This is a genomic window from Jeotgalicoccus saudimassiliensis (assembly GCF_000756715.1).
GTDB lineage: Bacteria > Bacillota > Bacilli > Staphylococcales > Salinicoccaceae > Jeotgalicoccus > Jeotgalicoccus saudimassiliensis.
In genome coordinates, this window is record NZ_CCSE01000001.1 from 1,131,441 (window position 1) to 1,153,773 (window position 22,333).

Below are 22,333 nucleotides of genomic sequence, written 5' to 3' on the forward strand. Positions count from 1 at the left end.
TTTCCGTTATTTTTAAGAGAGCAGTTCAGTGAAACGTTTCTCATATTTCTGGATGTCTCCTGCGCCCATGAATATAATTACACCGTCTGCGTGTTTGTCGAGACGTTCAAGATCCGCCTCAGTCAGCAGTTCTGCACCGGGTATTAAATCGACCAGGTCCTTACTCGATAAACTGCCGCTCGCTTCACGTGCCGAACCGAATATATCTACGATATATGCCTTGTCGGACGTCGACAGCACATCTGCGAACTCCTGCAGGAATTTCTCCGTACGGGAAAATGTATGCGGCTGGAACACCGAAATAATTTCACGGTCAGGATATTTTTTACGTGCTGTTTCAAGCGTTGCATCGATTTCTTTCGGGTGATGTGCGTAGTCATCTACGATGACCATGTTATGCAGTTTCGTTTCAGAGAAACGGCGTTTTACACCTTTATAGTTAAAGAACGATTCCTTGATCAGTGTAATATCCAGTTTTTCTAAGTAACACACTCCGATAACAGCAAGCGAGTTTAATACGAGGTGGTCCCCGTACATCGGAATTCTGAATGTATCAAAGTGCTCGCCTTTTATCGTCACGTCAAATACAGTGCCGTTTTCTGTCACCTTAATATTTTTTGCGACGATATCATCGTCACTGTCAATACCGTAAGTGAGCATCGATGACACTTCATTTTTAATTTCCCCGATATGAGGATCGTTACCGTAGGCAATAATACATTTCTTCACCTGTGAAGCCATTTCCTTAAATGCATCCACTACATCTGAAATATCATTAAAGTAGTCAGGGTGATCAAAGTCAATATTTGTAATGATTGCATAGTCGGGATAGTAGCTCAGAAAATGACGTTTGTATTCACATGATTCAAACGTAAAATATTTACTTTCCGGCAGACCGAATCCTGTACCGTCACCGATCAGGTATGTCGTCTCCACATCACCGTTCATTACGTGCGACAACAGTCCCGTCGTCGACGTTTTACCGTGTGAACCGGTAACGGCAATTGAAATATACTCGCTCATAAAGTCGGCTAAAAATACATGATAGCGGATGACTTCATAACCCATCTCTGTTGCTTTTTTAATTTCCGGGTGATCATCTTTAAATGCGTTCCCGGCAATATAAGTCATGCCTTCAACGATATTGTCTTCTGTAAAAGGCAGTATCTTTATCCCTTTATTACGCAGCGGACCTTCTGTAAATACTTCGTTTTCAATATCAGAGCCCTGCACTTCATGACCTATGTCATGGAGCACCTGAGCAAGAGCGCTCATTCCCGCACCCTTAATTCCGATAAAATGATATTTCTTCACGATTACACCAATCTTTCATCGATTATTATGTTTTATGTGATCAAACACACTTTGTTTAACTGTTTTGCTGACCGCGCCGATTGAAATACGGTTCGGTTTGTTCGACGTCGGAATGACAGCAAGTGCATCATTGCCCTGTGTCAGTTCATCAGTCCCGCTGACTGCATTGTTTCCTGCATCGTAAAATGCAATTTTCGTCTGCAGCAGCTGCAGAAGTTCATAACGGATTCCGTCATCGGCCTTCATATAATTCGCGATTACATGAATTCCAAGCGGTTTCCCCTGTTTTAATATTTGTATCAGGGCGCGTACTGCGTCCGGGTTTTTACTTTCAAGCAGTGCTGCAAGATCATCGATGATAATAACTAATGTCGCTTTTTTCGATTCGAATTTTACGCGGCTGTTGTAGCTCTGAATGTTTCTGACATGTGCACGTCTGAACGCCACGCTGCGCTCGTTCAGCTCATGCAGAAACAGCTTCAGCGTTTCAGGATCAGCCGGCGAAAGTCTCGGTCCGAATGAATGCGGTACATCCAAATAGTCGTCGTACTTGTCGTCTTCTGCTGCGACAGCAATCTTCAGGTCGCTTGAATTATGGTTCATCAGGAGCGACAGAAGAATACTGTCCGTTACGTTAGTGTCGTAATTCGGCTGATTGCCGTGAATTAAAATATGGCCTGCTTTTGACAGTTCGTAACTGAAGATTTTATCATCCACAGTTTTACCGACCGCAAACTTGTAGTCGCTCTTTCTCAGTTTCAGGCTGCTCGATTCAAACAGCGTGCGGAAAGTGATCGGACGCGCATTTTCAAGCGGCACTTCCAGTCCGATATTTGATGTCCCGATAAGCGGACTCATAATGCGGAGTTCATCGAGATTCAGTTCTTCTTTTAATGCAGCATTAAGCCTCGGAATATTACTGACTCTGAACGCTCTGTTCAGTTTGACTTCATAGCGGCCGATTATGCCGTTTGAAGTGTAGCTGATTACACGTCCTTCAACATTCAGGTTAATAAATGCAGCGTCAATTTTCTTCCAGAGGCCGTTATCCGGTTCTTTGTAATCCGCTGCCTGGGAACTGCCGAGCATACTGATTCCGGGCTGGGTAACATTCGGGCCGACGCGTCTGCCGGATGCCGCCTGCTGTTTTTCACGCAGTTTATCCTGCTTTGAACCCAGGACACTCAGTGTATCACGCTGTTTGTCCCGCGGTGCCGGTTTTTGCTTTTGTCGTACGGGTTCGCCGTTCGCTTTTTGAGCATCGCGTTTCTTTTTCAGCGCAGCGAGTTCAGCACGGCGCTGCTGTTCCTGCATTTTCTGTTTATCCTTGCGCTTTTCACGCTGCGTACGTTCCTGAACAATTTTATCCACAATGACAGAATTATAATTCTTAAATTTCTCAAGATAAATTTCACGCTCGTCGCGTTCGGTGCGTTCCGGTTTCTTCATACCGTAAATTGACGACGGCACCTGACGCGCTTTAGATATTGTCATTCTCGTCGGGCGCTTAACCGAAGGTTTTGATGCAGTATATTTCGTTTCACGCTGCGGGCGTCTGACATAAGCAGGCGGTGAATCCAGCGGAGTGACCGATTTTGTGCTTGTCTCATCACTGTCGATATCGAGAGGAAATTTAAATGCTTCTCTGCTCTGGTCTCTGTCGTGGCGTTCCTTATCAAATTCTCGTCTTCGTCTTCTTGTCATTTAATCTCACCTTTTATCCGACCGGGAATGGTTCGCCGACACTATAGCTGTCGTCTAAAACATAAATACCTTTTACCCCGTCATCTTTTAAGTTAAGCTCTTTTTTCGAACAAATCATACCGTTTGAATCCACTCCGCGCAGCTGTGACGGTTTAATATATAATCCTCCCGGCATTACGGCGCCGACACGTGCAACGACAACTTTCTGCTCGGCATCGACGTTCGGAGCACCGCAGACAATCTGCAGCACTTCTGTACCGACGTCAACTTTCGTCACATTTAATTTATCCGCATCTGGATGTGATTCTTTTTCAATTACCTTACCGACGATAAACTTCGGCGTCAGATCAAATTCAAGCGGCTCAATGCCGTTTTTCTGCAGCAGTTCATTGATACGCGGCACCATTGTTTCATAGTCGTTAATATCAGTGCCTTCAAGAGCAAGATTGCTGTCAGCATTAAAGATGTTCAGGCCGATTACTTCAGCACCGTCTTTAATCAGCGTAATGTCACCGTTATGCTCATATGATACTTCTTCTGTTTTTCTTAATGTTACCAGTAATACATCACCGATATTTTTGTTATATGTGAGTCTCACATTATTCACTACTTTCTTCACTGTTTGATTTTTTGTTGTAATTTCTCTGCTTCCCTAAAATAAAAACAGGCTGCAGCTTCGTACCGTCGTATGAGAACGACAGTGATGTAATCGGCGTCAGGCCTTCTGTAAAGTACTGCATCATCATCTGGGCCATAATGTCATAGCCCACGTTATTTTTACAGTCTGCGATAATCAGCACGTCCTGGTGCGGCAGACCGACGAGCATTTCACCTTCGGTTTTACCGAGCATCTCATGCAGGAATGCGGTATTCAGAATACGCGATGAATCGTAACCATCGTTATGATTGATGAAGTAAAAGTCGTTTTCCTGAACCGTCTGTTTTTTAATTTCAACAGGCAGGTTCTTTAAATTGTTATCCGCAAGTACTTTCAAGTCTTCTTCCGACATGCCGAGTGATTCAAGCAGCGCCTCGTCTATCAGGCGGTAACTTTTATCGAAATCTACCGCGTAATATATGCGCGTTTCATTCGTATGCGGTGTAATGATAAACTTCTCCCCGCCTTTTGTTTCTTCCGGGAAACTCGTTGCACGTACAACAGGATATATTGTCGCAGTTGCCGCATCGATATTTTCAGCGCCCATACGCGTTAATGATTCATCGATATAGTACACAAGTTCATCTATAATTTTATCATCATTCTTCGCTTTATTCAGTGCTTTTGCCAAAGCAATTGTAATTCCCTGACCGTTGTCTTTGCGCTCTACACGAAGTTCTTCTTTTTCGCGGTCGAATTTATGTGACACGTCATCCCGTTTTTTGGTAATTCCTTCAATTACAAGATCACGCATTTTATATATATTCATGATTTACCTCCTGTTTTATTTACCTAAACTAATAATTTGATCGCCCTGTTTAATAAACCCGTAAAAGCTAAACAGTTTATAGAATATCAGAGTTACAATTAGAGGTAAAACGATATGAAACACTGCAATCAGCACTACAGTGGACGTTGTCAGCCCCATCGTTTCAATCGCCATAATCTGGCCGACAAATCCGCTCGTTCCCATTCCGGCACCTGCAGCGTTGTTTTCCATCGGGAAAAACACTGTCATAATCGGCGCAATTATTGCACTCGCAATGACCGGCGGTGCGATAACGAACGGATTGCGTAAAACGTTCGGCACTTGCAGCATCGATGTGCCGACACCGATCGAAATGACGCCGGATACGCCGTTGTCTCTGTAGCTCATCGCAGCAAGTCCCACCATGTGGCAGCAGCAGCCGATGACCGCAGCACCTGCTGCAATACCGCTTAAATCAAGCATCAGTGCCAGCGCTGCACTGGACAGCGGCGCAGTCAGCGTAATGCCGAAGACAACGCTGACGAGTATTCCCATAACGAACGGCCGCTGTTCCGTACTGAAGACGATAAAGTCCCCGAGTCCTGTCATCACACCGCCGACCGCTTCACCGATCAGTCCGGCGAGCAGCATACCGATAATTAAAGTGAGAAACGGCGTAACGATAATATCCAGTTTTGTTTTCTTCTGATACAGTCTCGCTGTTTCTATAATGATTAAGCTGACGATATAACTCGCAGCCGCCCCGCCGAGATCATATGCGTGCTGACTGACAGCCAACACTGAAAAAATGACGAGCGGCGGTGATTTTAAGCCGTAAGCAATCGCAACACCAATTGCAGCACCTGTTAAACTCTGCGCTGTATTCCCAATGACAGATAAGCCGGCGAGCGGCGGAACATAATCTGCGACTGTATTAATAATCAGTCCGATAATTAATGTTCCGAATAAACCGAGCGCCATAAAGCTCATCGCTTCTATAAACCAGCGGTGAAGTAAATTTTTCATTACTTACCCCCGGATGTTTTCTACGGTTTCATTATTTACTTTTTTAATCAGCGACGTTAATAAATTATGCGCATGGAAATAGTCCTCATAATTTATAATAGAATTCGCTGTGTGGATGTAACGCGAACAGATGCCGACTACTGCCGACGGCACACCATTACCTGAAACGTGAATGCTGCCCGCATCCGTTCCGCCCGGTGAATGGTAGTACTGATATTTTACATCCGATTCTTTCGCCGTATCGAGCAGGAACTGACGCATTTTCGGCGCCAGTATCATCGTCCGGTCAAACAGACGGAGCAGCGTGCCCTCACCCAGTTTGCCAAGGTCTTCTTTTTTGCCCATCATGTCGTTTGCTGGTGAACAGTCAACGACAAAAGCAAGGTCCGGCTGAATCATATTCGCACTTGCCTTCGCACCGCGGAGCCCGACTTCCTCCTGCACGTTTGCACCGATATACAGGTCGCAGTCTAAGTCCGTATCTTTCAGCGACTCGAGTGCTTCGATTGCAATCAGGCAGCCGTAACGGTTATCCCATGCTTTTGCGAGTAATTTCTTCTCATTTTTAAGCATCTGGAAATCTACTTTCGGAACGATTGAATCGCCTAAATTAATGCCCATTTCCAGCAGCTCGTCTTTTGAATCTGCACCGACATCAAGAAGCATATCAGAAATTTTTGTTTCTTTGTTGTCGCCTCTTCTGAAGTGAACAGGTACGCTGCCGATTACTCCCGTAATTTCTTCATTTGAAGATGTGCGCACTGAGAAGCGCTGGCTTAACAGCACGTCCGTCGGCCAGCCGCCAAGCGGAGTAAATTTAATAAATCCGTTGTCTGTCAGTTCCGTCACCATAAAGCCGACTTCGTCCATGTGTGCAGCCACGAGTACTTTCGGTGCATTTTCTTTTTTGCTCTTCTTCACCGCAAAGATACCGCCGAGCCCGTCCTGAATAATTTCATCAGCGTGCTCCGACAGTTCTTTTCTCATATATTCACGTACTTTATCTTCAAATCCCGGTGCCCCGTGAAGTTCTGTCAGTGCTTTCATTCTTTCCATTGTTTTTTTCGTCAGTTCCATGAAAATACCCCTTTTAATTGTTATTTAGTTAATATTCTATGTTAAACTACTTCATAAGGAGGATGTACATATGAAGCGTAATTTGATTATATCCACATTATTAGCTGTAACGATTATTCCGCTTGTTGTCTGGTTATTAATGCACCGCAGAGTCGACACGAAAAAAATTGTCGATAACCTGCACCTTCAGTTCGAAGATATTTCATTCATTTCGCTCGACTATCAGGCAGACGGCCAAAACCGTTTCGGTTTAAACACTAATACGGTAAGCGGCGTGCTGCACGTAGGCAACGATGAAAACACGGTGAAATATAACTTCCTTGCAGATCCTTACACAGCTGAAATCATGGAGATTACTGTCCAGTAATCCCCATGATTTTTTATTTGCTTAAATGTTCAAATGTTTTTCTGATTCGTTCAAGGCCATCCTCGATACGCGTTCTGCCTGATGCAACATTGATTCTGAAATGATTATTCTCATCATCCAGATACAGCTTGCCCGGTGATACCGCGATGCCGCCGACTTCCACTAACGCTTTATGAACTTCCTGTGCGTCAAGGCCGGACTTTTCAAAGCTGATCCATCCGAGATATGTCGACTTCGGAATATCAAATGATAAATAATCCGCCAGATGTTCATCTATATAATCGCTGATTAACTTAAAGTTGCCTTCAATATGTTCGTTCAGCTGATCGACCCATTCGCCGCATTCTGTATATGCCGCTTCAAGTGCAGCCAGTGCCAGACTCGACGCTGTGTTGACATTATATCTGCTCCCCATTGCAGTATTGATGTCTGCTGTAATTTTTTTGTCTTTCGTAATGTAATAAGAGTGCGGAATACTCGCCAGGTTAAATGATTTTCCGAGGCCCGTCGTTACAAGAACCGGATCATCGTCTTCAAGAAGTGAAACCATGGATACAAAGTCTTCTTTCGGACGGACGAAATCCATATGAATCTCATCGCTGATCAGATAAACCCCGTTCTCCTGACAGATATTTTTAATTTCAAGCAGTTCTTCTTTCGACCAGACTTTACCTGTCGGGTTGTGCGGATTACAGTGAATGTATAATGTAACGTCTTCACGGCTGCACAGACTGCGGAATTCCTCTGTATTCAGGTAATACTCTTTCTTTTCTTCATTGTAAAGCAGTGGCGTCTCCACTCTTTTACGGTCGTTCCCTTTAATTAAGTTCGGGAATGAGTTGTATGAAGGCGTCGTTAAAATCACGCCGTCTCCTTCGTTTGTCTTCTGTCTCATCACTTCGCCGACAGTATATAATACCGACGCTGCATAATGAATGTCTTCGTCGTTTAAAGAAATATTAAAACGTGTTTTCCACCAGTGTTTAACCGGTTCGTAAAAACGCTCGTTCTGCCACATTGTATAACCGAAAATCCCGTTGTCGAGACGATTTTTAATCGCATCCCTGACCGCTTCAGGTGTTTCAATATCCATGTCCGCAATCCAGAAAGGTTCAAGTCCTTTTGCTCCGAATAACGCTTCGGTGCCGTCGTACTGAACACTGTATGTACCTTCTCTTGACGTTGTTTTGTTGAAATCGAACTGTGTCATTATATTCCTCCACTCCAAATGTTCTTTATCCTTACATTTTAACATTCTTTAATGGATAATACACGAATATAAAAAAGCACCTTCCGTATTAGAAAGATGCTTGAATCCAATATATTTTATGTCCGCGCTGCGAGAATTTCTCCTCGTACTCGGTACGGATATTATCTTCGTGCTCGTCATCGTGAACATCGAGGTCAAGATTTTCAAATTTCATGCCGAATGCGTTCATCGACATCAGGCTGAATTCGAATAGTCCTCTGTTGTCCGTTTTAAATTCAACGATTGAGTCTTGTTTCAGCAGCTGTTTATAGCTTGTTAAAAAGTTGCTGTGAGTCAGTCTCCGTTTAGCATGACGGTTTTTCGGCCACGGATCGGAGAAGTTTAAATACACTTTGTCGACTTCGTCTTCGTTGAAGTAGTCCATCAGTGTATTCGCATCGAGTAAAAGCAGTCTCACGTTGGTAAGACCAAGTTCGAGTACTTTTTCCGTTACGCGGATCAAGACGTTTTTATCCAGTTCAATACCGACATAGTTAATGTCCGGGTTACGCTGTGCAAGCGTTGTAATAAACGTACCCATACCCGTGCCCACTTCAATGTGCAGCGGCTGGTCTGTACTGAAAAACTCTTTGATTTTCTTACTGTAAGTGCTGTTGACATCCACAATGTGGTTATTTGATTGCAGGTAATCAATTGCCCACGGTTTGTTGCGCATTCTCAAAAATATTCACTACTCTCAATTATTAAATAAGACGGTCTTTATCCATTACTTTAGACAGGAATAAGATCCATTCGTTCATCTCTGTGAAACGTTTACGGTCTTCATACCACTGAATCATCGTTATCGCCTGTACGAATGTGTACCACTTCATGCGGGAACGAAGGTCGTTGTCGAGTTCAATCCCGTAGTTCTGAAGCCAGCTGTCCCACTCGCTGTGATCGACATATGGATATAAAATCATCCCTAAATCAATGGCAGGGTCCGCGATCATTGCGCCTTCCCAGTCCACGAGGAATAATTCATCCGTGTCCGATAAAAGCCAGTTGTGATGATTGACGTCACCGTGACATACTCTGCAATCTGCAACCTCAATTTCCGGCACTGCGTTTTCGAGGTATTGGATAGCATTTCTAACGACGTGATGGGCATTTACTTTCGGAGATAATGAAGACTGTATTTTATTGAGTAAAACTTCCGGCAGCATAGGTTTCATACCCAGCCGTTTTAACATCGTGAGCAACGGTTCTGATGTGTGTATCTTACTCATCAGTGCTGCGACGCGCAGCCCTCCCATATCTTCACGTGTCAACTCCCGGCCATTTTTCCAATGCTGTGCAGTTACCACTTCGCCCGTCTCGATCCGTTTTGTCCAAACGAGTTTCGGGACGATGCCTTCAGCTGATAACGCCGCGAGGAAAGGGCTGGCATTTCTTTTAAGGAATAGTTTACGTCCGTCCTGCTCCGCTTTATAAGCTTCGCCCGATGGACCTCCCAAAGGATCTAATTGCCAGCCGAGTTGATAGAAATGATCCAATTCTTACACCTCGTTTCATCGTTCAAATAAAAATTTGCGCTATAAAATAAATTAGATAGCGCAAATTTAGTTCGTGTTTAAAATTTTATCGGGTTTAATGTTTTATTTCAAGGACAAAAGATGGAATACTTTTGCCAACTGAATGTTAGTACACAGTTACTGTGATGTTGTTCAGATAAATTATTATACACTAAACAAAATGTTGTTTAAAGTTAACTGAATGATGTACTGTATTTCATCGCCCATTTCTCACCCGGCCGCTCAGTTTTAACTGCTGCTCCGGGCAAAGAAGCAAATGTTAGTATAACAGGTTTTACGCCTTCTGGGAATAGACGATTTCATTCTTCATCATACACTGTACCCTGATATCCGGTTATAATTACAACTATTGTTACAACGTTGTATATTATTCAAAAGTGCAGACAGGAGCAGGCCTCTTCTACTGTTCTATACACACCGCATACAGCGCTTCGAGATAAATTGCTGTTGCCAGCATCAGTTCATCGATGTTCATACGCTCGTCTTTCTGGTGCATCGTATCGACTGTATTTTTGAACATCGCACCGAAAGCAACACCCGTTTCAAGTGTGCGTGCATAAGTTCCCCCGCCGATGGTAAATGCTTCCCTGTCATCGTCCGTATGTTTACGGTAGCTGTCAATCAGTTTCAGCACAAGCGGATTATTTTTATCGACATAGTGCGGTACCTGATTACTGATGTCTTCTATAGTAAAGCCCGATTCTTTAACAGCCTCTTCCAGTGCCTTAATACCCGCATCAAAATCAAGTCCTTCCGGGTACCTTAAGTTTACACCGAAAATTCCGCCGTCGACTTCAGTATAGTTAATCATTCCCGTATTCACACTCACACTGCCCATCTCTTCATGAGTGTGTGCCATGTTAAACTCTTCTCCTGTTAAATTATCCGTAATGTACTCTCCGGCAAATTTAACGAACTCACTGCCATTTTTGTCGAGTTCGACTTCTGACAGGAATTTAAGCAGTTCGGTTCCTGCGTTCACACCTTCTTCCGGCATCGAGCCGTGTGCACTTTTACCTGACAGCTCAAGTTTCAGGAAACCGCCGTCGATTTCATACTTCCCATCAAGTCCTGTTTTACGGATAAACCCTTCGTACGCCTGAATAATCGAGCTCATCTGACTCAGTACTTTCAGTTTCGCTTCTGCAGATTCAGGCACCATGTTGTAGCGTTCTCCCGAAATAAATGCTTTCAGTTCGATATCCGAGTCAGTGTACTCATCGTCTAGATTCGACTGGACAATATTGAACGTCGTAATCCCTTTTTCACCGTGAATGACCGGGAATTCAGCATCCGGGGAAAAACCGGCCCCCGGCATTTCTTCCGATTTGAAGTATACATCCGTACACTGCCAGTCAGACTCTTCATCCGTACCGACAATCAAACGGACGCGCTGGTTAAATTTGTAACCCTCATTATGTAAAATTTTCAGTGCGTAATAAGCAGCCATCGTCGGCCCCTTGTCATCCTGTACACCACGTGCAATAATTTCATTGTTTTTAATTACAGGTTCGAACGGTTCCGACGTCCATCCTTTACCCGCAGGCACTACATCGACGTGACCAAGTACACCGAATAAATCTTTTCCTTCACCAAACTCGATATGTCCGGCCAGATTATCGACAGTTTTCACCGGCAGGCCTTCCTTCACACCAAGATCAATCATAAACTCGAGTGCTTTTTTCGGACCTGCCCCGACCGGTGCATCTTTCACGGCTTCCCCTTTAACACTGTCGATCGACAGTAAACCGATTAAATCATTGATTAAATCATCTTTATATTTACTTACTAAATGTTTCGCATCCATAATTATCAGCTCCGGCAATAGATTTTCTTCTATTATATACTTTTTAGCCGGAGATTTCAGCGTGCAGACACCTGAAAAAATTACCGGTGAGTTTTATGTTTGTTCATAAAAAAAGAAGCCGCAGCAGCGGCTTCTTAAAAAGTGTTATTTGTTGTTCTTTTTGTTGTCGGTTACGACGTGAACGTTATGATTTTCATCTCTAACGCCGGCCTCATCGACTACATCAACGTTGTGTTCCTCTTCATAGTTTTCGACTTCGCTTTTAGAAAGCCCGCCTTCGTCTGCAAGTACAGATTCTCTCTGCTCAACATCGTCCATGTTGACTGCATCCGGCTTCGCTCCGGCCTCTTCGCCTTTAACTGTTTTTTTAGTTTCTTTCGCTTCTTTTTTCACTTTGTTCTTAGTCTGTTCTGCTTTCTTTTTCACTTCGTCAGCTTTTTTCTGACCCTTTTCTTTTAATTCCTGCTTATACGCTTCAGGGTCTTCTTTTGCTCTCGCGTACTCATCTTTCGCTTTGGACTGTACGTCCTGAGCTTTTGATTTCGCAGTTTCCATCTGTTCATTTGCTTTAGCCTGTACTTCTTTAGCTTTGGCTGACGCTTTATCCTGAACATTTTGTGCGTATGCTTTCGGATCCTCTTTCGCTCTGGCATATTCCTCCTGAGCTCTCACCTGAACATCCTGCGCTTTTGCAGTTGCTTTTTCCTGCACGTTCTGTGCGTAGGCTTTCGGATCTTCTTTCGCTTTCGCATATTCTTCTTTAACTAATTCTTTATTGTCTGCAAGTTTTTTTGCAGCGTATGCAATACCGAGTAATGCACCCGCTCTAAATACAAAATTAAATAGTTTCCCCATTTGATACACCTCATATTATAAAATTGTTTTACATTGGACTTAATATAAAATATACCCTGACTTCAATTTAATAAACTTAATTGCTTAAATTTTTTATTTCTTTTTCGGTCAGCCTGCGATACCCGCCTTCCGCCAGTGTCTCATCAAGCGTCAGCGTTGCAAAGTGCGTCCGCTTCAGCTTGACCACTTCATTGCCGGTGGCAAGAAACATCCGCTTCACCTGATGAAACTTCCCTTCGGTAATCGACAGCGACACTTCACGAGGGCTCAAACGTTTTGCCTTCGCAGGTTTCGTCGTAAAGTCCTTCAGCTCGATCCCCGTTTCCAGTCTTTCGATATCGGCTTTCGTCACTTCGTCGCGAAGCGTCACATGATACGTTTTCCAGTACTCATTTTTCGGGCTGAGGAGCTGATGGGCAAGCTTGCCGTCGTTCGTAATGAACATCAGCCCCACCGTATCTTTATCGAGTCTCCCGACAGGGAACAGTTCCCCCTGCTGCGGATGAGCAATCAGATCGATTACAGTTTCCGTCGGGCCCTCTTCTGTTGAGGAGATGACGCCGTCCGGTTTGTTCATCATCAGGTAGATAAATTCCTCAAGGATGATGGGAACATCGATGTAAAAAATCTCATCGTCGTAACCCACGTCCGTTTTCGGACTCTTCACGATTTTACCGTTGACCGTAATCTCGCCTTTTTTAATTAATTTGTTTACTTCCTTCCGGCTGCCTAGGTTCGCATTCGCAAGATATTTATCCAGTCTCATTATAAAAACTTCACTTTCCGGCGTATTTTTTGTGCACGTTCGCCGAGCACTTCGTCTGCAAGACCTGTTTTAAATGAAATAAACAGGTAGACAATAACTCCTGCCGGCACTGTAACGAGGAGTGTCAGTACAGAGTTCAGCGTCGTCATTTCATCGATATTCATCAGCAGCAGATAGTATACAATCTCCACTGCAAGCAGCATCGCCAGTGCACATACTATAATTTGGAATATCGGTGCGACAAATGCACGGAAACGGATTTTACCGTGTTTTTTAATAATAATCAGGTTCATAATCACACCGGCACCGAGGGCAATTGCGGTTCCCATCACAGCACCGACTGTATAGAAATTCATAATCAGCGGAATGTTAATTGCCGCTTTAATAATAAGCATCACGATAACAACGTAAAATGTCAGGTTCTGCTTGTCGATACCCTGCACGATTGAACACGTCACAGAGAACAGCGAAATAATAATGCTGACCGGCGCATAGAATGTCAGTATCATAATACCGATTTCGTTATAGCTGTAAAACGAAGTATAAACCGGTGCTGATAAAATCATCATTCCCATGCCGGCCGGAACGACGAAGAACAGCAGCATCAGAATCATCGATTTCACCTGATGGTGTACATTATCAAACAGTTTCTGCTGATAGTTTTTCGTAATGAACGGCAGTATTGTAATCGCAAATGCCGACGCGAACGCCGTTGGGATCATTACGAGTTTGTGCGTTGTTAAGTTCAGCATACCGAACCATGAGTCCTGCAGGCTTCCCGGCACACCGGCAAGCGACAGTGCGTTGTTATGCGTCATCTGGTCGATGAATAAGACGACCGGAATACTCATGCCGACGATAATAAACGGCAGACCGTAACGGATAATTTCCTTATACATTTCACCGTACGATAAATTGATGCCGCTCTTATCCTGTTTCTGCTGTTCTTTTAAAAACGGCTTTCGTTTTCTCCAGAATATTGCCAGCGTAAACGTTGCACCGACCGCACCGACGAAAGCAGCAAACACGGCAATTTCGTTAGCGGTCTTTATCGAACCGTCCATTACATTAATTACGATAAACGCACCCGATAACAGTACTGCGATTCGTAAAATCTGCTCAACAACCGATGAGGCGCTCGTCGGGCCGAATGATTCATGACCCTGGAATATTCCCCGCCACGTTGCCATAAATGGTACGATAATAACTGCGAAACTGATCACGCGGATAATATCAGTAATATCTTCAGTGCTCCAGCGGTGATCTCCGCCGCCTGCAGCACTTTGTGCTTCAGCGATAACCGGCGCCATTAAATATAAAGCAAGAAAAGCAAGAATACCTGAAGCCATCATCACGAGAAGACTTGACTTATAAAGCTTCTCGCTGGTTTCATAAGCACCGAGCGCGTTGTACTTCGCAACGAATTTCGATACCGCCCCGGGCACACCCGCTGCGGCAATCGACAGCATAATCGTGTACGGCGTATAAGCGTAACCGTAAAGAGCAAGGTTTTCCTCCCCGCCCATAATGCTGTAAAATGGAATTAAATAAAGCATTCCTAAAATCTGAGTGGTAAATGTAGCTGCGGTTAAAAGGAATGTACCGCGAAACATTTTTTTCTGATCCGACATATATTAACCCTTCTTATCTATAATAAACATAACCATTATTATAATGGATTAGGGAATACTTTAAAACTAAAAGGAGCAAACTCATGTACGATACGATAGTAATCGGCGGCGGCGTCAGCGGAATTATGGCAGGCTATGCTGCGAGTCTGAACAATAATAAAGTACTTTTAATCGAAAAAAATAAGAAACTCGGCAAAAAACTGCTGATATCCGGCGGCGGCCGCTGCAACGTAACGAACCGTCTGCCGTATGAGGAAATTATTAAACATATTCCCGGCAACGGTAAGTTTCTGTACGGCCCGTTCTCCGTATTCGACAACGAATCGATTATTAATTTCGTTGAATCCAACGGTGTTAAATTAAAAGAAGAAGACCACGGGCGCATGTTCCCCGTCTCAAACAAAGCTAAAGACGTGCTCAATGTCTTTTTGGAACAGCTTGACCGTAATAAAGTTGAAATTGAGTTTGCAACGGAAGTCGCGGCAGTCCTCCATGAAGACGGTAAAATTACCGGCGTAAAAACGTCCGACGGCAGGACATTTAACGCGCGCAACGTCATAATTACAACCGGCGGCAAAAGCGTGCCGCAGACAGGCTCAACAGGAGACGGCCACAAGTTTGCGAAAACACTCGGCCATACAGTAACCGAACTCTTCCCGACAGAAGTGCCGATTACATCGAATCAGCGTTTCTTTACAGACGGCACGCTGAAAGGCATCAGCCTAGACGACGTTGCTTTATCCGTATTAAAGAAAAACGGCAAACCGAGAATTACTCACCAGATGGATATGATTTTCACCCACTTCGGAGTGAGCGGTCCGGCAGCGCTCCGCTGCAGCCAGTTCGTTTACAAAGAACAGCAGTCACAGAAAAAAGAGAACATTAAAATGCAGCTCGATTTTTTCCCGCAGTACACGATGGGTGACATGCAGGAATACATTAACAAAACCATTAAAGATAACATCGATAAAAGTCTCAAGAACATTTTAAAAAACATTCACCAGGAACGCCTTGTTGCATTCGTTCTTGAATATTTAAAAATCGACGGCAGCACGAGTGGCCACCACGTATCCAACCAGCAGAAACAGGCGATTGTTGAATTCTTCAAGCGCTTTACGTTCAACGTAAACGGCACACAATCCATCGAAAAAGCATTCGTCACAGGTGGCGGTGTCAATCTGAAAGAAATTAATCCGTCCACAATGTCGAGCAAGCTGATTGACGGCCTCCACTTTGCAGGTGAAGTGCTCGACATCCACGGCTACACAGGCGGATACAATATTACGAGCGCACTCGTCACCGGTTATGTGGCAGGATATCACTGTTCGAACGGGTAATGGTTGGATGAATGGTTGGTTGGTTGGTTGGTTGGTTGGTTTACAACGGGGAAACGCTGTTGTCATCCGGGACTGATCGATTCACAACGGGGAAATGCCGTTGTCATCCGACGCCGCTCGGTTCACAACGGGAGACCACCGTTGTCATCCAGGACTGCTCGGTTCACAACGGGAGACCACCGTTGTCATCCGGGGTTGTTCGATTCACAACGGGAAATCGCCGTTGTCATTCGGGACTGATCGATTCACAACGGGGAAACGCCGTTGTCATTCGGGACTGATCGATTCACAACGGGAAATCGCCGTTGTCATTCGGGACTGTTCGGTTCACAACGGGGAAACGCCGTTGTCATCCGGCACAACTCGATTCACAACGGGAAATCGCCGTTGTCATCCGGGACTGATCGATTTACAACGGGGAAACGCTGTTGTCATCCGGGACTACTCGATTCACAACGGGGAAATGCCGTTGTCATCCGGCGCTGTTCGATTCACAACGGGAGACCGCCGTTGTCATCCAACACAACTCGATTCACAACGGGAAATCGCCGTTGTCATCCAGGACTGCTCGATTCACAACGGGAGACCACCGTTGTCATCCGGCGCTGTTCGATTCACAACGGGAGACCGCCGTTGTCATCCAACACAACTCGATTCACAACGGGAGACCGCCGTTGTCATCCGGCACAACTCGATTCACAACGGGAAACCGCCGTTGTCATCCGGCACAACTCGGTTCACAACGGGAGACCGCCGTTGTGAACCAACCCACAAACCAAAAAAACACCGCATCAGACTTCAATCAATCAAGTCCGGTGCGGTGTTTTTTTATCTATATAAATTAATTAGCGACAATGTTTACGAGTCTCTGAGGTACAACGATGACTTTACGTACCGTCTTACCTTCAAGCTCTCGTTTGATTGTTTCATCAGCAAGTGCAAGTTCTTCTGTTTCTTCTTTTGAAAGGTCTCTTGCGATATCAAGCTTGTTTTTCACTTTGCCGTTCACCTGTACAACGATCTCAACTGTGTCTTCTACAAGTTTTGATTCGTCGAATGTCGGCCACTCTGCGTATGCGAGTGTTTCTGTGTTACCCAGAATGCTCCACAGCTCTTCAGCGATGTGCGGTGCTACCGGCGACAGAAGCTTAACGAAGTTTTCAACATATGTTTTGTTTACTTCTTCAGCTTTGTACGCTTCGTTCACAAATACCATCAGCTGTGAAATACCTGTGTTGAATAACAGCGACTCAAAGTCCGATGTCACTTTTTTCACTGTCTCGTTATACACTTTATCGAGTGCAGGAGTTTCCTTATCAACGATTTTCGCCGCCGCTTCTCCTGTTTCTTCATTAACAAGAAGTCTCCATACGCGGTCGAGGAATCTTCTCGCACCATCCAGTCCGTTTTCGTTCCATGCGATTGACGCATCGAGCGGCCCCATGAACATTTCATACAGTCTCAGTGTATCTGCACCGTGTGAATAAACGATATCATCAGGGTTTACAACGTTCCCTTTCGACTTACTCATCTTCTCGTTTCCTTCACCGAGAATCATGCCCTGGTTGTACAGTTTCTGGAATGGCTCTTTTGTAGGTACCACACCCAGGTCATAAAGGAACTTGTGCCAGAATCGTGCATACAGAAGATGAAGTACTGCGTGCTCAGCACCACCGATATACAAGTCGACCGGCAGCCAGTGTTTAAGTTTCTCCGGATTGGCAAGCTGTTCTGTATTGTGCGGATCGATAAAGCGCAGGAAGTACCAGCTGCTGCCCGCCCACTGCGGCATTGTGTTCGTTTCACGGCGGCCTTTAACGCCGTCTTCTCTGACAACATTGATCCAGTCAGTGTTGTTGGCAAGCGGTGATTCACCTGTACCGGATGGTTTAATCTGAGTCATCACCGGCAGTTCAAGAGGAAGTTCTTCTTCCGGAACTGTCGACATTGTACCGTCTTCCCAATGAATAACAGGAATTGGCTCGCCCCAGTAACGCTGACGGCTGAATAACCAGTCTCTTAATCTGTAAGTGATTTTCGCTTCGCCCGCACCTTTTTCCTCAAGCAGTTCAATCGCTCGCTTAATTCCATCCTCGAGTCCGAGTCCGTCAAGCGGGCCTGAGTTAATGTGTTTACCTTCACCTGTAAATGCTTCTTCTTCAATGTTTCCGCCTTCAAGCACCGGAATGATTTTCAGGTCAAACTGTTTTGCGAACTCGTAGTCACGCTCATCGTGTGCCGGAACAGCCATAATTGCACCTGTACCATATGAAGCTAATACATAGTCTGCAATCCAGATTGGCAGCTTTTCACCGCTTAACGGGTTCACTGCATACGCACCTGTAAATACACCGGTTTTTTCTTTCGCTAAATCAGTACGCTCAAGCTCACTCTTGTGCGCTGCTTTTTCCTGATATGCTTTAATCGCTTCACGCTGCTCGTCAGACGTAATTTTATCGATTAATTTATGTTCCGGTGAAAGTACTGCATACGTCGCACCGTAGATCGTATCCGGACGCGTCGTAAACGCAGAGAATGACTCATCGAAGCCGTCGATTTCAAAAGTGACGTTAGCCCCTTCTGATTTACCAATCCAGTTGCGCTGCATATCTTTTAACGATTCAGGCCAGTCCAGGTCATCAAGGTCTTCAAGCAGACGGTCAGCATACTCGGTAATTTTAAGAATCCACTGTCTCATCGGCTTGCGTACTACAGGATGTCCCCCGCGCTCACTCTTGCCGTCGATCACTTCTTCGTTCGCAAGTACTGTGCCGAGTGCTTCACACCAGTTCACAGGCACTTCGTCAACGTAAGCCAGACCTTTATTGTACAGCTGTATAAAAATCCACTGCGTCCATTTGTAGTATTCAGGATCCGTCGTGTTAATTTCTCTGTCCCAGTCGTAGCTGAAGCCGAGCTCTTTAATCTGACGGCGGAACGTATCGATATTTTTATCGTTGAATTCATGAATATCATTACCCGTGTCGATTGCATACTGCTCTGCAGGCAGACCGAATGCATCCCAGCCCATCGGGTGAAGCACGTTGTAGCCCTGCATACGTTTCATGCGGCTGACGATATCCGTCGCTGTGTACCCTTCCGGATGGCCGACGTGAAGTCCTGCACCAGACGGGTACGGGAACATATCAAGTGCGTAGAATTTCTCTTTGCCGATTTCATCTTCAGTTTTAAAAGTTTTGTTTTCTTCCCAGTGCTGCTGCCATTTCTTTTCGATGTCTCTGTGTTTAAACGTCATTGGTTTTCCTCCTATTAAATAAAAAAATCCCATATCTAAAAAAGATATGGGACGATCTATAAGACCGCGGTACCACCCGCATTCACATAATGTGCAACTTTAAAAAATATGAAATTAACACAGACAAGTTCACTTCACGTCAATACCGGTTCACACCAGCCACCGGCTCGCTTAAAAAAACGTTTCTGCTACTACTTCTGATATTAATAATATAGCTGAAATTCATTAATATAGCAAGGTTATGAGCGCCCTTCGACAGATAACAGCAGTTTTTTTCTGTCGAGCCCTCCGGTATATCCGCCGAGCTGATTATTACTCGCAATCACCCTGTGGCACGGAATAATAATCGAAATGGGATTTTTACCGTTCGCATTCGCCACGGCACGGGAATAATTGCTGCCGCTGATCCGCTCGGCAAGCGTTTTGTAGCTGATCGTTTCGCCGTATGGAATCATACGGAGCTGCTTCCAGACCGACTGCTGGAACGGTGTCCCGGACACGTCGGGATTGATTTTCACATCAAACGATTTACGCCCGCCGTTAAAATACTCCTCCAGTTCACGTACGCACTGCTCAATCACTTTATCCGGCGCATCCGACTCCCCCGCTTCATCCACGTAATCCACTTTAATAATCGCACCGTCCAGCGATTCGAGTCTGAGCCAGCCGATATCAAACTTTTTATAATATACAGTCCCTGTCATCTTCATCAGTTCTTATACGTAATATTATATCCTTCGTCGTAACGCGCGCCTGCTTTTCTGAGCAGTATTACATAAGATAAAATACTCAAGACGATTAATACACCAAGTACCATCAGCATAGTATCATGCTTTAAGAAATATGATTCACCGTTAAAGCCGATCGTAAACTGCGTTAAATATCCCATTAAAAAGATGAGTACCATAATCATAACAGCAATAATAATGTTCGCTGCAGTATCGAGTCTCTGTGCCGGATTCTTTTTTGACACGACCGGGTTAATCGTTCCGAGCAGCATTCCGACCGGTGCCGTAATTAAGACGAGCAGCACAGAAGCGAGCACTGCATACAGAAGTGTCGTAAACGGCACGTCGAGTATAAAGTAAATAATAACAGTAATGAATACATATACCGGTGTAATAGTTATAAAATTGTATAAATATTTTGCTTTTGCGATATCAAGTCCGCTGACCGGCATCATTTTTAAAAATGCGTACGTGCGTGCATCCCGCGCTGTATTCATCGCACCGACAAACAGTGAAATCATTATAGAACCGGCAAATGCAATCGTCATCATCACCTGATCATCGGATGACGATTCTCCGCCGTACATCATCGGATTGGATGTCAGTAAATATAAAAAGACAAACGGGAATAAATATTGCGGCAGTACAGCCGCCCATTCTTTAAAGTCACGCAGTGTCATCGTAATATCTTTCTTTAACAATGCACGGACCGGCGAACCGGTGTTTACTGACACAGCTTTTTTACGTTCAGACGTTCTCGTATTCGCTGTTCCTTTAACGAATGCAGCCGTCACATAATTCAGCACAAACATAATGAGCAGTACGGCTGCCACTGAAAATACAGCGAGCATTATAATATACTTCACTGCGGAAGGGTCATATAAAAACCCTGCAAATATAAAATCGGCCTTGGGCATCATTTCAATTACCGGCATGATGTACTGTCCGCCTGCAACGATGACGAAGTAAGGCAGCACACTCGCCATACCGCCGGCCAATGTCAGTATCTCGCCGACGCGGCGTGCCGACGAAATCTTCGTTACTGCAAAAACAATCGCGTACGCCGCTGCAGCGCTCACAGCGCCGATGAACAGAAAGTACACAGCACTGCTTAACACGAGCATCGGCGCTTCGTATCTCACCGCGAGCGTCAGCCCGGCTGCAATGCTTATAAACAGAATAACCGGCAGCACTTTAAATGTAATCTGGTAAAACAGTTTTACCGAGAATACTGCCTTCGGTGTAACCGGCAGCACTAAATAGGAATCGATATTTTTATCCATAAACATTTCTTTAATAATACCGTTCACTAAAAACAAGGACAATATTAAGACGAGAAACATAGACAGCAGTACAAGTGCTTTGCCAATTACTATTTCTTCTGCGTTCATCAGAAACAGATTGATAACCATCCAGACTGCAGGAACAATCATCGCAAGAATGATCATCGCAAGGAACAGATAGACGATGAGCTTTCCTGTACTCAGCGCTTTAAAGTAATTCAGTCTGGACTGCGCTTCAACTTTCAGTATGCTCTTGAACATGCGCGTCCTCCCCGTCTGTCAGCATAAGGAATATATCCTCGAGTGTTTTGCCGCTGCCCGCCTGTTCACGGAGTTCCTGTAATGTCCCGAGCGCTTTAATTTCACCCTGGTAAATAATACAGATGCGGTCTGCGATGTCTTCTGCGAGGCTCAGCGTATGCGTCGTCAGAAAGACCGTGTTTCCCTCTTTTACATATTCTGTTAAATAATCTTTCAGTTTGCGGTTACTCTTCGGATCCAGGCCGACGTTTGGTTCATCGAGAAAGATGACTTCCGGTGAATGCATCAGCGAACCGATAACAACGAGCTTTTGACGCATGCCGTGTGAGTATTCTTCGACGAGCGTACCAAGATCATTTTGCAGCTCAAACATCTTCACGAGTTCATCCCGTTTTTCTTTATAAATCTGTTTATCCATTTTGTAAATGCTGGCAACGAAGTTTAAATACTCGTTGCCGGTCAGTTTGCCGATAATATCCGGGGTATCCGGAACGAAACTGATTTTCCTTTTGAGTTCCGTATTATTGAGATGCATCGGTTCACCTGATATTTCCACCGTGCCCTCTGTCGGCTCCAGGAGCCCCATCAGCATTTTAATCGTTGTGGACTTGCCTGAACCGTTCGGTCCGAGATAGGCAAACAGTTCCCCTTTTTTCACAGCGAGATTTATATTTTTAACGGCTGCTTTTGAACCGTAGTTTTTCGTTAAATTACTGACAGTAATCATTAAA

The 22,333-nt window shown here is 44.7% G+C and carries 19 protein-coding genes; 2 read left to right on the forward strand and 17 right to left on the reverse strand.

Annotation, left to right across the window (positions count from 1 at the left end; all coding sequences use genetic code 11):
- Positions 1 to 12: 12 nt before the first annotated feature.
- Genes murC through RZ44_RS05420 form a run of 6 tightly spaced genes read right to left on the reverse strand, consistent with a single transcriptional unit; the run spans position 13 to position 6,527 of the window.
- Positions 13 to 1,314 carry a UDP-N-acetylmuramate--L-alanine ligase gene (gene murC / locus RZ44_RS05395; RefSeq protein WP_035809309.1) on the reverse strand — a complete coding sequence of 434 codons (1,302 nt, stop codon included), beginning with the start codon at positions 1,312 to 1,314 and terminating at the stop codon, positions 13 to 15.
- 15 nt (positions 1,315 to 1,329) lie between these two features.
- Complete coding sequence (locus RZ44_RS05400) at positions 1,330 to 3,018, reverse strand: DNA translocase FtsK (protein ID WP_052108830.1); 1,689 nt, start codon at positions 3,016 to 3,018, stop codon at positions 1,330 to 1,332.
- A 13-nt stretch (positions 3,019 to 3,031) separates the two neighbouring features.
- A complete protein-coding gene (gene ytpR / locus RZ44_RS05405) occupies positions 3,032 to 3,616 on the reverse strand; it encodes a YtpR family tRNA-binding protein (RefSeq protein ID WP_035811586.1) in 585 nt (194 codons plus the stop codon).
- A gap of 1 nt (position 3,617) precedes the next feature.
- A complete protein-coding gene (locus tag RZ44_RS05410) occupies positions 3,618 to 4,445 on the reverse strand; it encodes a DUF1444 family protein (RefSeq protein WP_035809310.1) in 828 nt (275 codons plus the stop codon).
- 15 nt (positions 4,446 to 4,460) lie between these two features.
- Complete coding sequence (locus RZ44_RS05415; RefSeq protein ID WP_035809317.1) at positions 4,461 to 5,450, reverse strand: PTS sugar transporter subunit IIC; 990 nt, start codon at positions 5,448 to 5,450, stop codon at positions 4,461 to 4,463.
- A 3-nt stretch (positions 5,451 to 5,453) separates the two neighbouring features.
- A complete protein-coding gene (locus tag RZ44_RS05420; protein ID WP_035809318.1) occupies positions 5,454 to 6,527 on the reverse strand; it encodes a M42 family metallopeptidase in 1,074 nt (357 codons plus the stop codon).
- Positions 6,528 to 6,597: 70 nt separating this feature from the next.
- Here RZ44_RS05420 and RZ44_RS05425 point away from each other — a divergent pair, with 70 nt between their 5' ends.
- Positions 6,598 to 6,894, forward strand: a complete 297-nt coding sequence (locus RZ44_RS05425) for a hypothetical protein (protein WP_035809320.1) — start codon at positions 6,598 to 6,600, stop codon at positions 6,892 to 6,894.
- 13 nt (positions 6,895 to 6,907) lie between these two features.
- Here the strand turns inward: RZ44_RS05425 and RZ44_RS05430 are convergent, their stop codons facing one another.
- The 7 genes from RZ44_RS05430 to RZ44_RS05460 all read right to left on the reverse strand — a co-directional run bounded on the left by RZ44_RS05430 (position 6,908) and on the right by RZ44_RS05460 (position 14,737).
- Entirely contained in the window at positions 6,908 to 8,104 is a 1,197-nt protein-coding gene (locus tag RZ44_RS05430) for a MalY/PatB family protein (protein WP_035809321.1), read from the reverse strand.
- An 88-nt stretch (positions 8,105 to 8,192) separates the two neighbouring features.
- Positions 8,193 to 8,825 (reverse strand): tRNA (guanosine(46)-N7)-methyltransferase TrmB, encoded by a 633-nt coding sequence (trmB, locus tag RZ44_RS05435; RefSeq protein ID WP_035809323.1) that lies wholly within the window; start codon positions 8,823 to 8,825, stop codon positions 8,193 to 8,195.
- A 22-nt stretch (positions 8,826 to 8,847) separates the two neighbouring features.
- Positions 8,848 to 9,639: a phosphotransferase family protein gene (locus tag RZ44_RS05440; RefSeq protein WP_035809325.1), complete on the reverse strand. Its 792-nt coding sequence runs from the start codon at positions 9,637 to 9,639 to the stop codon at positions 8,848 to 8,850.
- A gap of 439 nt (positions 9,640 to 10,078) precedes the next feature.
- Positions 10,079 to 11,485, reverse strand: coding sequence for a dipeptidase PepV (gene pepV, locus RZ44_RS05445; RefSeq protein ID WP_035811589.1), 1,407 nt, complete (start codon positions 11,483 to 11,485; stop codon positions 10,079 to 10,081).
- Positions 11,486 to 11,629: 144 nt separating this feature from the next.
- The gene (locus RZ44_RS11015; RefSeq protein WP_052108831.1) at positions 11,630 to 12,340 is read right to left on the reverse strand and encodes a hypothetical protein; all 711 of its coding nucleotides are present in this window, start codon (positions 12,338 to 12,340) and stop codon (positions 11,630 to 11,632) included.
- 76 nt (positions 12,341 to 12,416) lie between these two features.
- The gene (locus tag RZ44_RS05455) at positions 12,417 to 13,106 is read right to left on the reverse strand and encodes a pseudouridine synthase (RefSeq protein ID WP_035809327.1); all 690 of its coding nucleotides are present in this window, start codon (positions 13,104 to 13,106) and stop codon (positions 12,417 to 12,419) included.
- Positions 13,106 to 14,737: a putative polysaccharide biosynthesis protein gene (locus RZ44_RS05460; protein ID WP_035809328.1), complete on the reverse strand. Its 1,632-nt coding sequence runs from the start codon at positions 14,735 to 14,737 to the stop codon at positions 13,106 to 13,108. The genes RZ44_RS05455 and RZ44_RS05460 overlap by 1 nt, the downstream gene beginning before the upstream one ends.
- An 83-nt stretch (positions 14,738 to 14,820) precedes the next feature.
- Here RZ44_RS05460 and RZ44_RS05465 point away from each other — a divergent pair, with 83 nt between their 5' ends.
- Positions 14,821 to 16,074: a BaiN/RdsA family NAD(P)/FAD-dependent oxidoreductase gene (locus RZ44_RS05465; RefSeq protein ID WP_035809329.1), complete on the forward strand. Its 1,254-nt coding sequence runs from the start codon at positions 14,821 to 14,823 to the stop codon at positions 16,072 to 16,074.
- Between the two features lie 841 nt (positions 16,075 to 16,915).
- Here RZ44_RS05465 and leuS read toward each other — a convergent pair.
- From leuS to RZ44_RS05485, 4 genes are all read right to left on the reverse strand, one after another.
- On the reverse strand, positions 16,916 to 19,330 hold the full coding sequence (leuS, locus tag RZ44_RS05470; protein ID WP_035809330.1) for a leucine--tRNA ligase: 2,415 nt from the start codon (positions 19,328 to 19,330) through the stop codon (positions 16,916 to 16,918).
- A 239-nt stretch (positions 19,331 to 19,569) separates the two neighbouring features.
- Positions 19,570 to 20,034, reverse strand: a complete 465-nt coding sequence (locus RZ44_RS05475; protein WP_052109028.1) for a methylated-DNA--[protein]-cysteine S-methyltransferase — start codon at positions 20,032 to 20,034, stop codon at positions 19,570 to 19,572.
- 5 nt (positions 20,035 to 20,039) lie between these two features.
- Entirely contained in the window at positions 20,040 to 21,602 is a 1,563-nt protein-coding gene (locus tag RZ44_RS05480) for an ABC transporter permease (protein ID WP_035809334.1), read from the reverse strand.
- Positions 21,577 to 22,329: an ABC transporter ATP-binding protein gene (locus RZ44_RS05485; RefSeq protein WP_035809336.1), complete on the reverse strand. Its 753-nt coding sequence runs from the start codon at positions 22,327 to 22,329 to the stop codon at positions 21,577 to 21,579. The genes RZ44_RS05480 and RZ44_RS05485 overlap by 26 nt, the downstream gene beginning before the upstream one ends.
- Between the last annotated feature and the right edge of the window lie 4 nt (positions 22,330 to 22,333).

Bases quoted from the DNA above. Each gene is read 5' to 3' on its own strand.
- RZ44_RS05460 (WP_035809328.1), bottom strand. From the start codon at position 14,737: ATGTCGGATCAGAAAAAAATGTTTCGCGGTACATTCCTTTTAACCGCA.
- RZ44_RS05465 (WP_035809329.1), top strand. From the start codon at position 14,821: ATGTACGATACGATAGTAATCGGCGGCGGCGTCAGCGGAATTATGGCA.
- RZ44_RS05400 (WP_052108830.1), bottom strand. From the start codon at position 3,018: ATGACAAGAAGACGAAGACGAGAATTTGATAAGGAACGCCACGACAGA.
- pepV (WP_035811589.1), bottom strand. From the start codon at position 11,485: ATGGATGCGAAACATTTAGTAAGTAAATATAAAGATGATTTAATCAAT.
- RZ44_RS05475 (WP_052109028.1), bottom strand. From the start codon at position 20,034: ATGACAGGGACTGTATATTATAAAAAGTTTGATATCGGCTGGCTCAGA.
- RZ44_RS05425 (WP_035809320.1), top strand. From the start codon at position 6,598: ATGAAGCGTAATTTGATTATATCCACATTATTAGCTGTAACGATTATT.
- RZ44_RS05430 (WP_035809321.1), bottom strand. From the start codon at position 8,104: ATGACACAGTTCGATTTCAACAAAACAACGTCAAGAGAAGGTACATAC.
- RZ44_RS05480 (WP_035809334.1), bottom strand. From the start codon at position 21,602: ATGTTCAAGAGCATACTGAAAGTTGAAGCGCAGTCCAGACTGAATTAC.
- RZ44_RS05420 (WP_035809318.1), bottom strand. From the start codon at position 6,527: ATGGAACTGACGAAAAAAACAATGGAAAGAATGAAAGCACTGACAGAA.
- RZ44_RS11015 (WP_052108831.1), bottom strand. From the start codon at position 12,340: ATGGGGAAACTATTTAATTTTGTATTTAGAGCGGGTGCATTACTCGGT.
- RZ44_RS05455 (WP_035809327.1), bottom strand. From the start codon at position 13,106: ATGAGACTGGATAAATATCTTGCGAATGCGAACCTAGGCAGCCGGAAG.
- RZ44_RS05410 (WP_035809310.1), bottom strand. From the start codon at position 4,445: ATGAATATATATAAAATGCGTGATCTTGTAATTGAAGGAATTACCAAA.
- RZ44_RS05485 (WP_035809336.1), bottom strand. From the start codon at position 22,329: ATGATTACTGTCAGTAATTTAACGAAAAACTACGGTTCAAAAGCAGCC.
- RZ44_RS05415 (WP_035809317.1), bottom strand. From the start codon at position 5,450: ATGAAAAATTTACTTCACCGCTGGTTTATAGAAGCGATGAGCTTTATG.
- leuS (WP_035809330.1), bottom strand. From the start codon at position 19,330: ATGACGTTTAAACACAGAGACATCGAAAAGAAATGGCAGCAGCACTGG.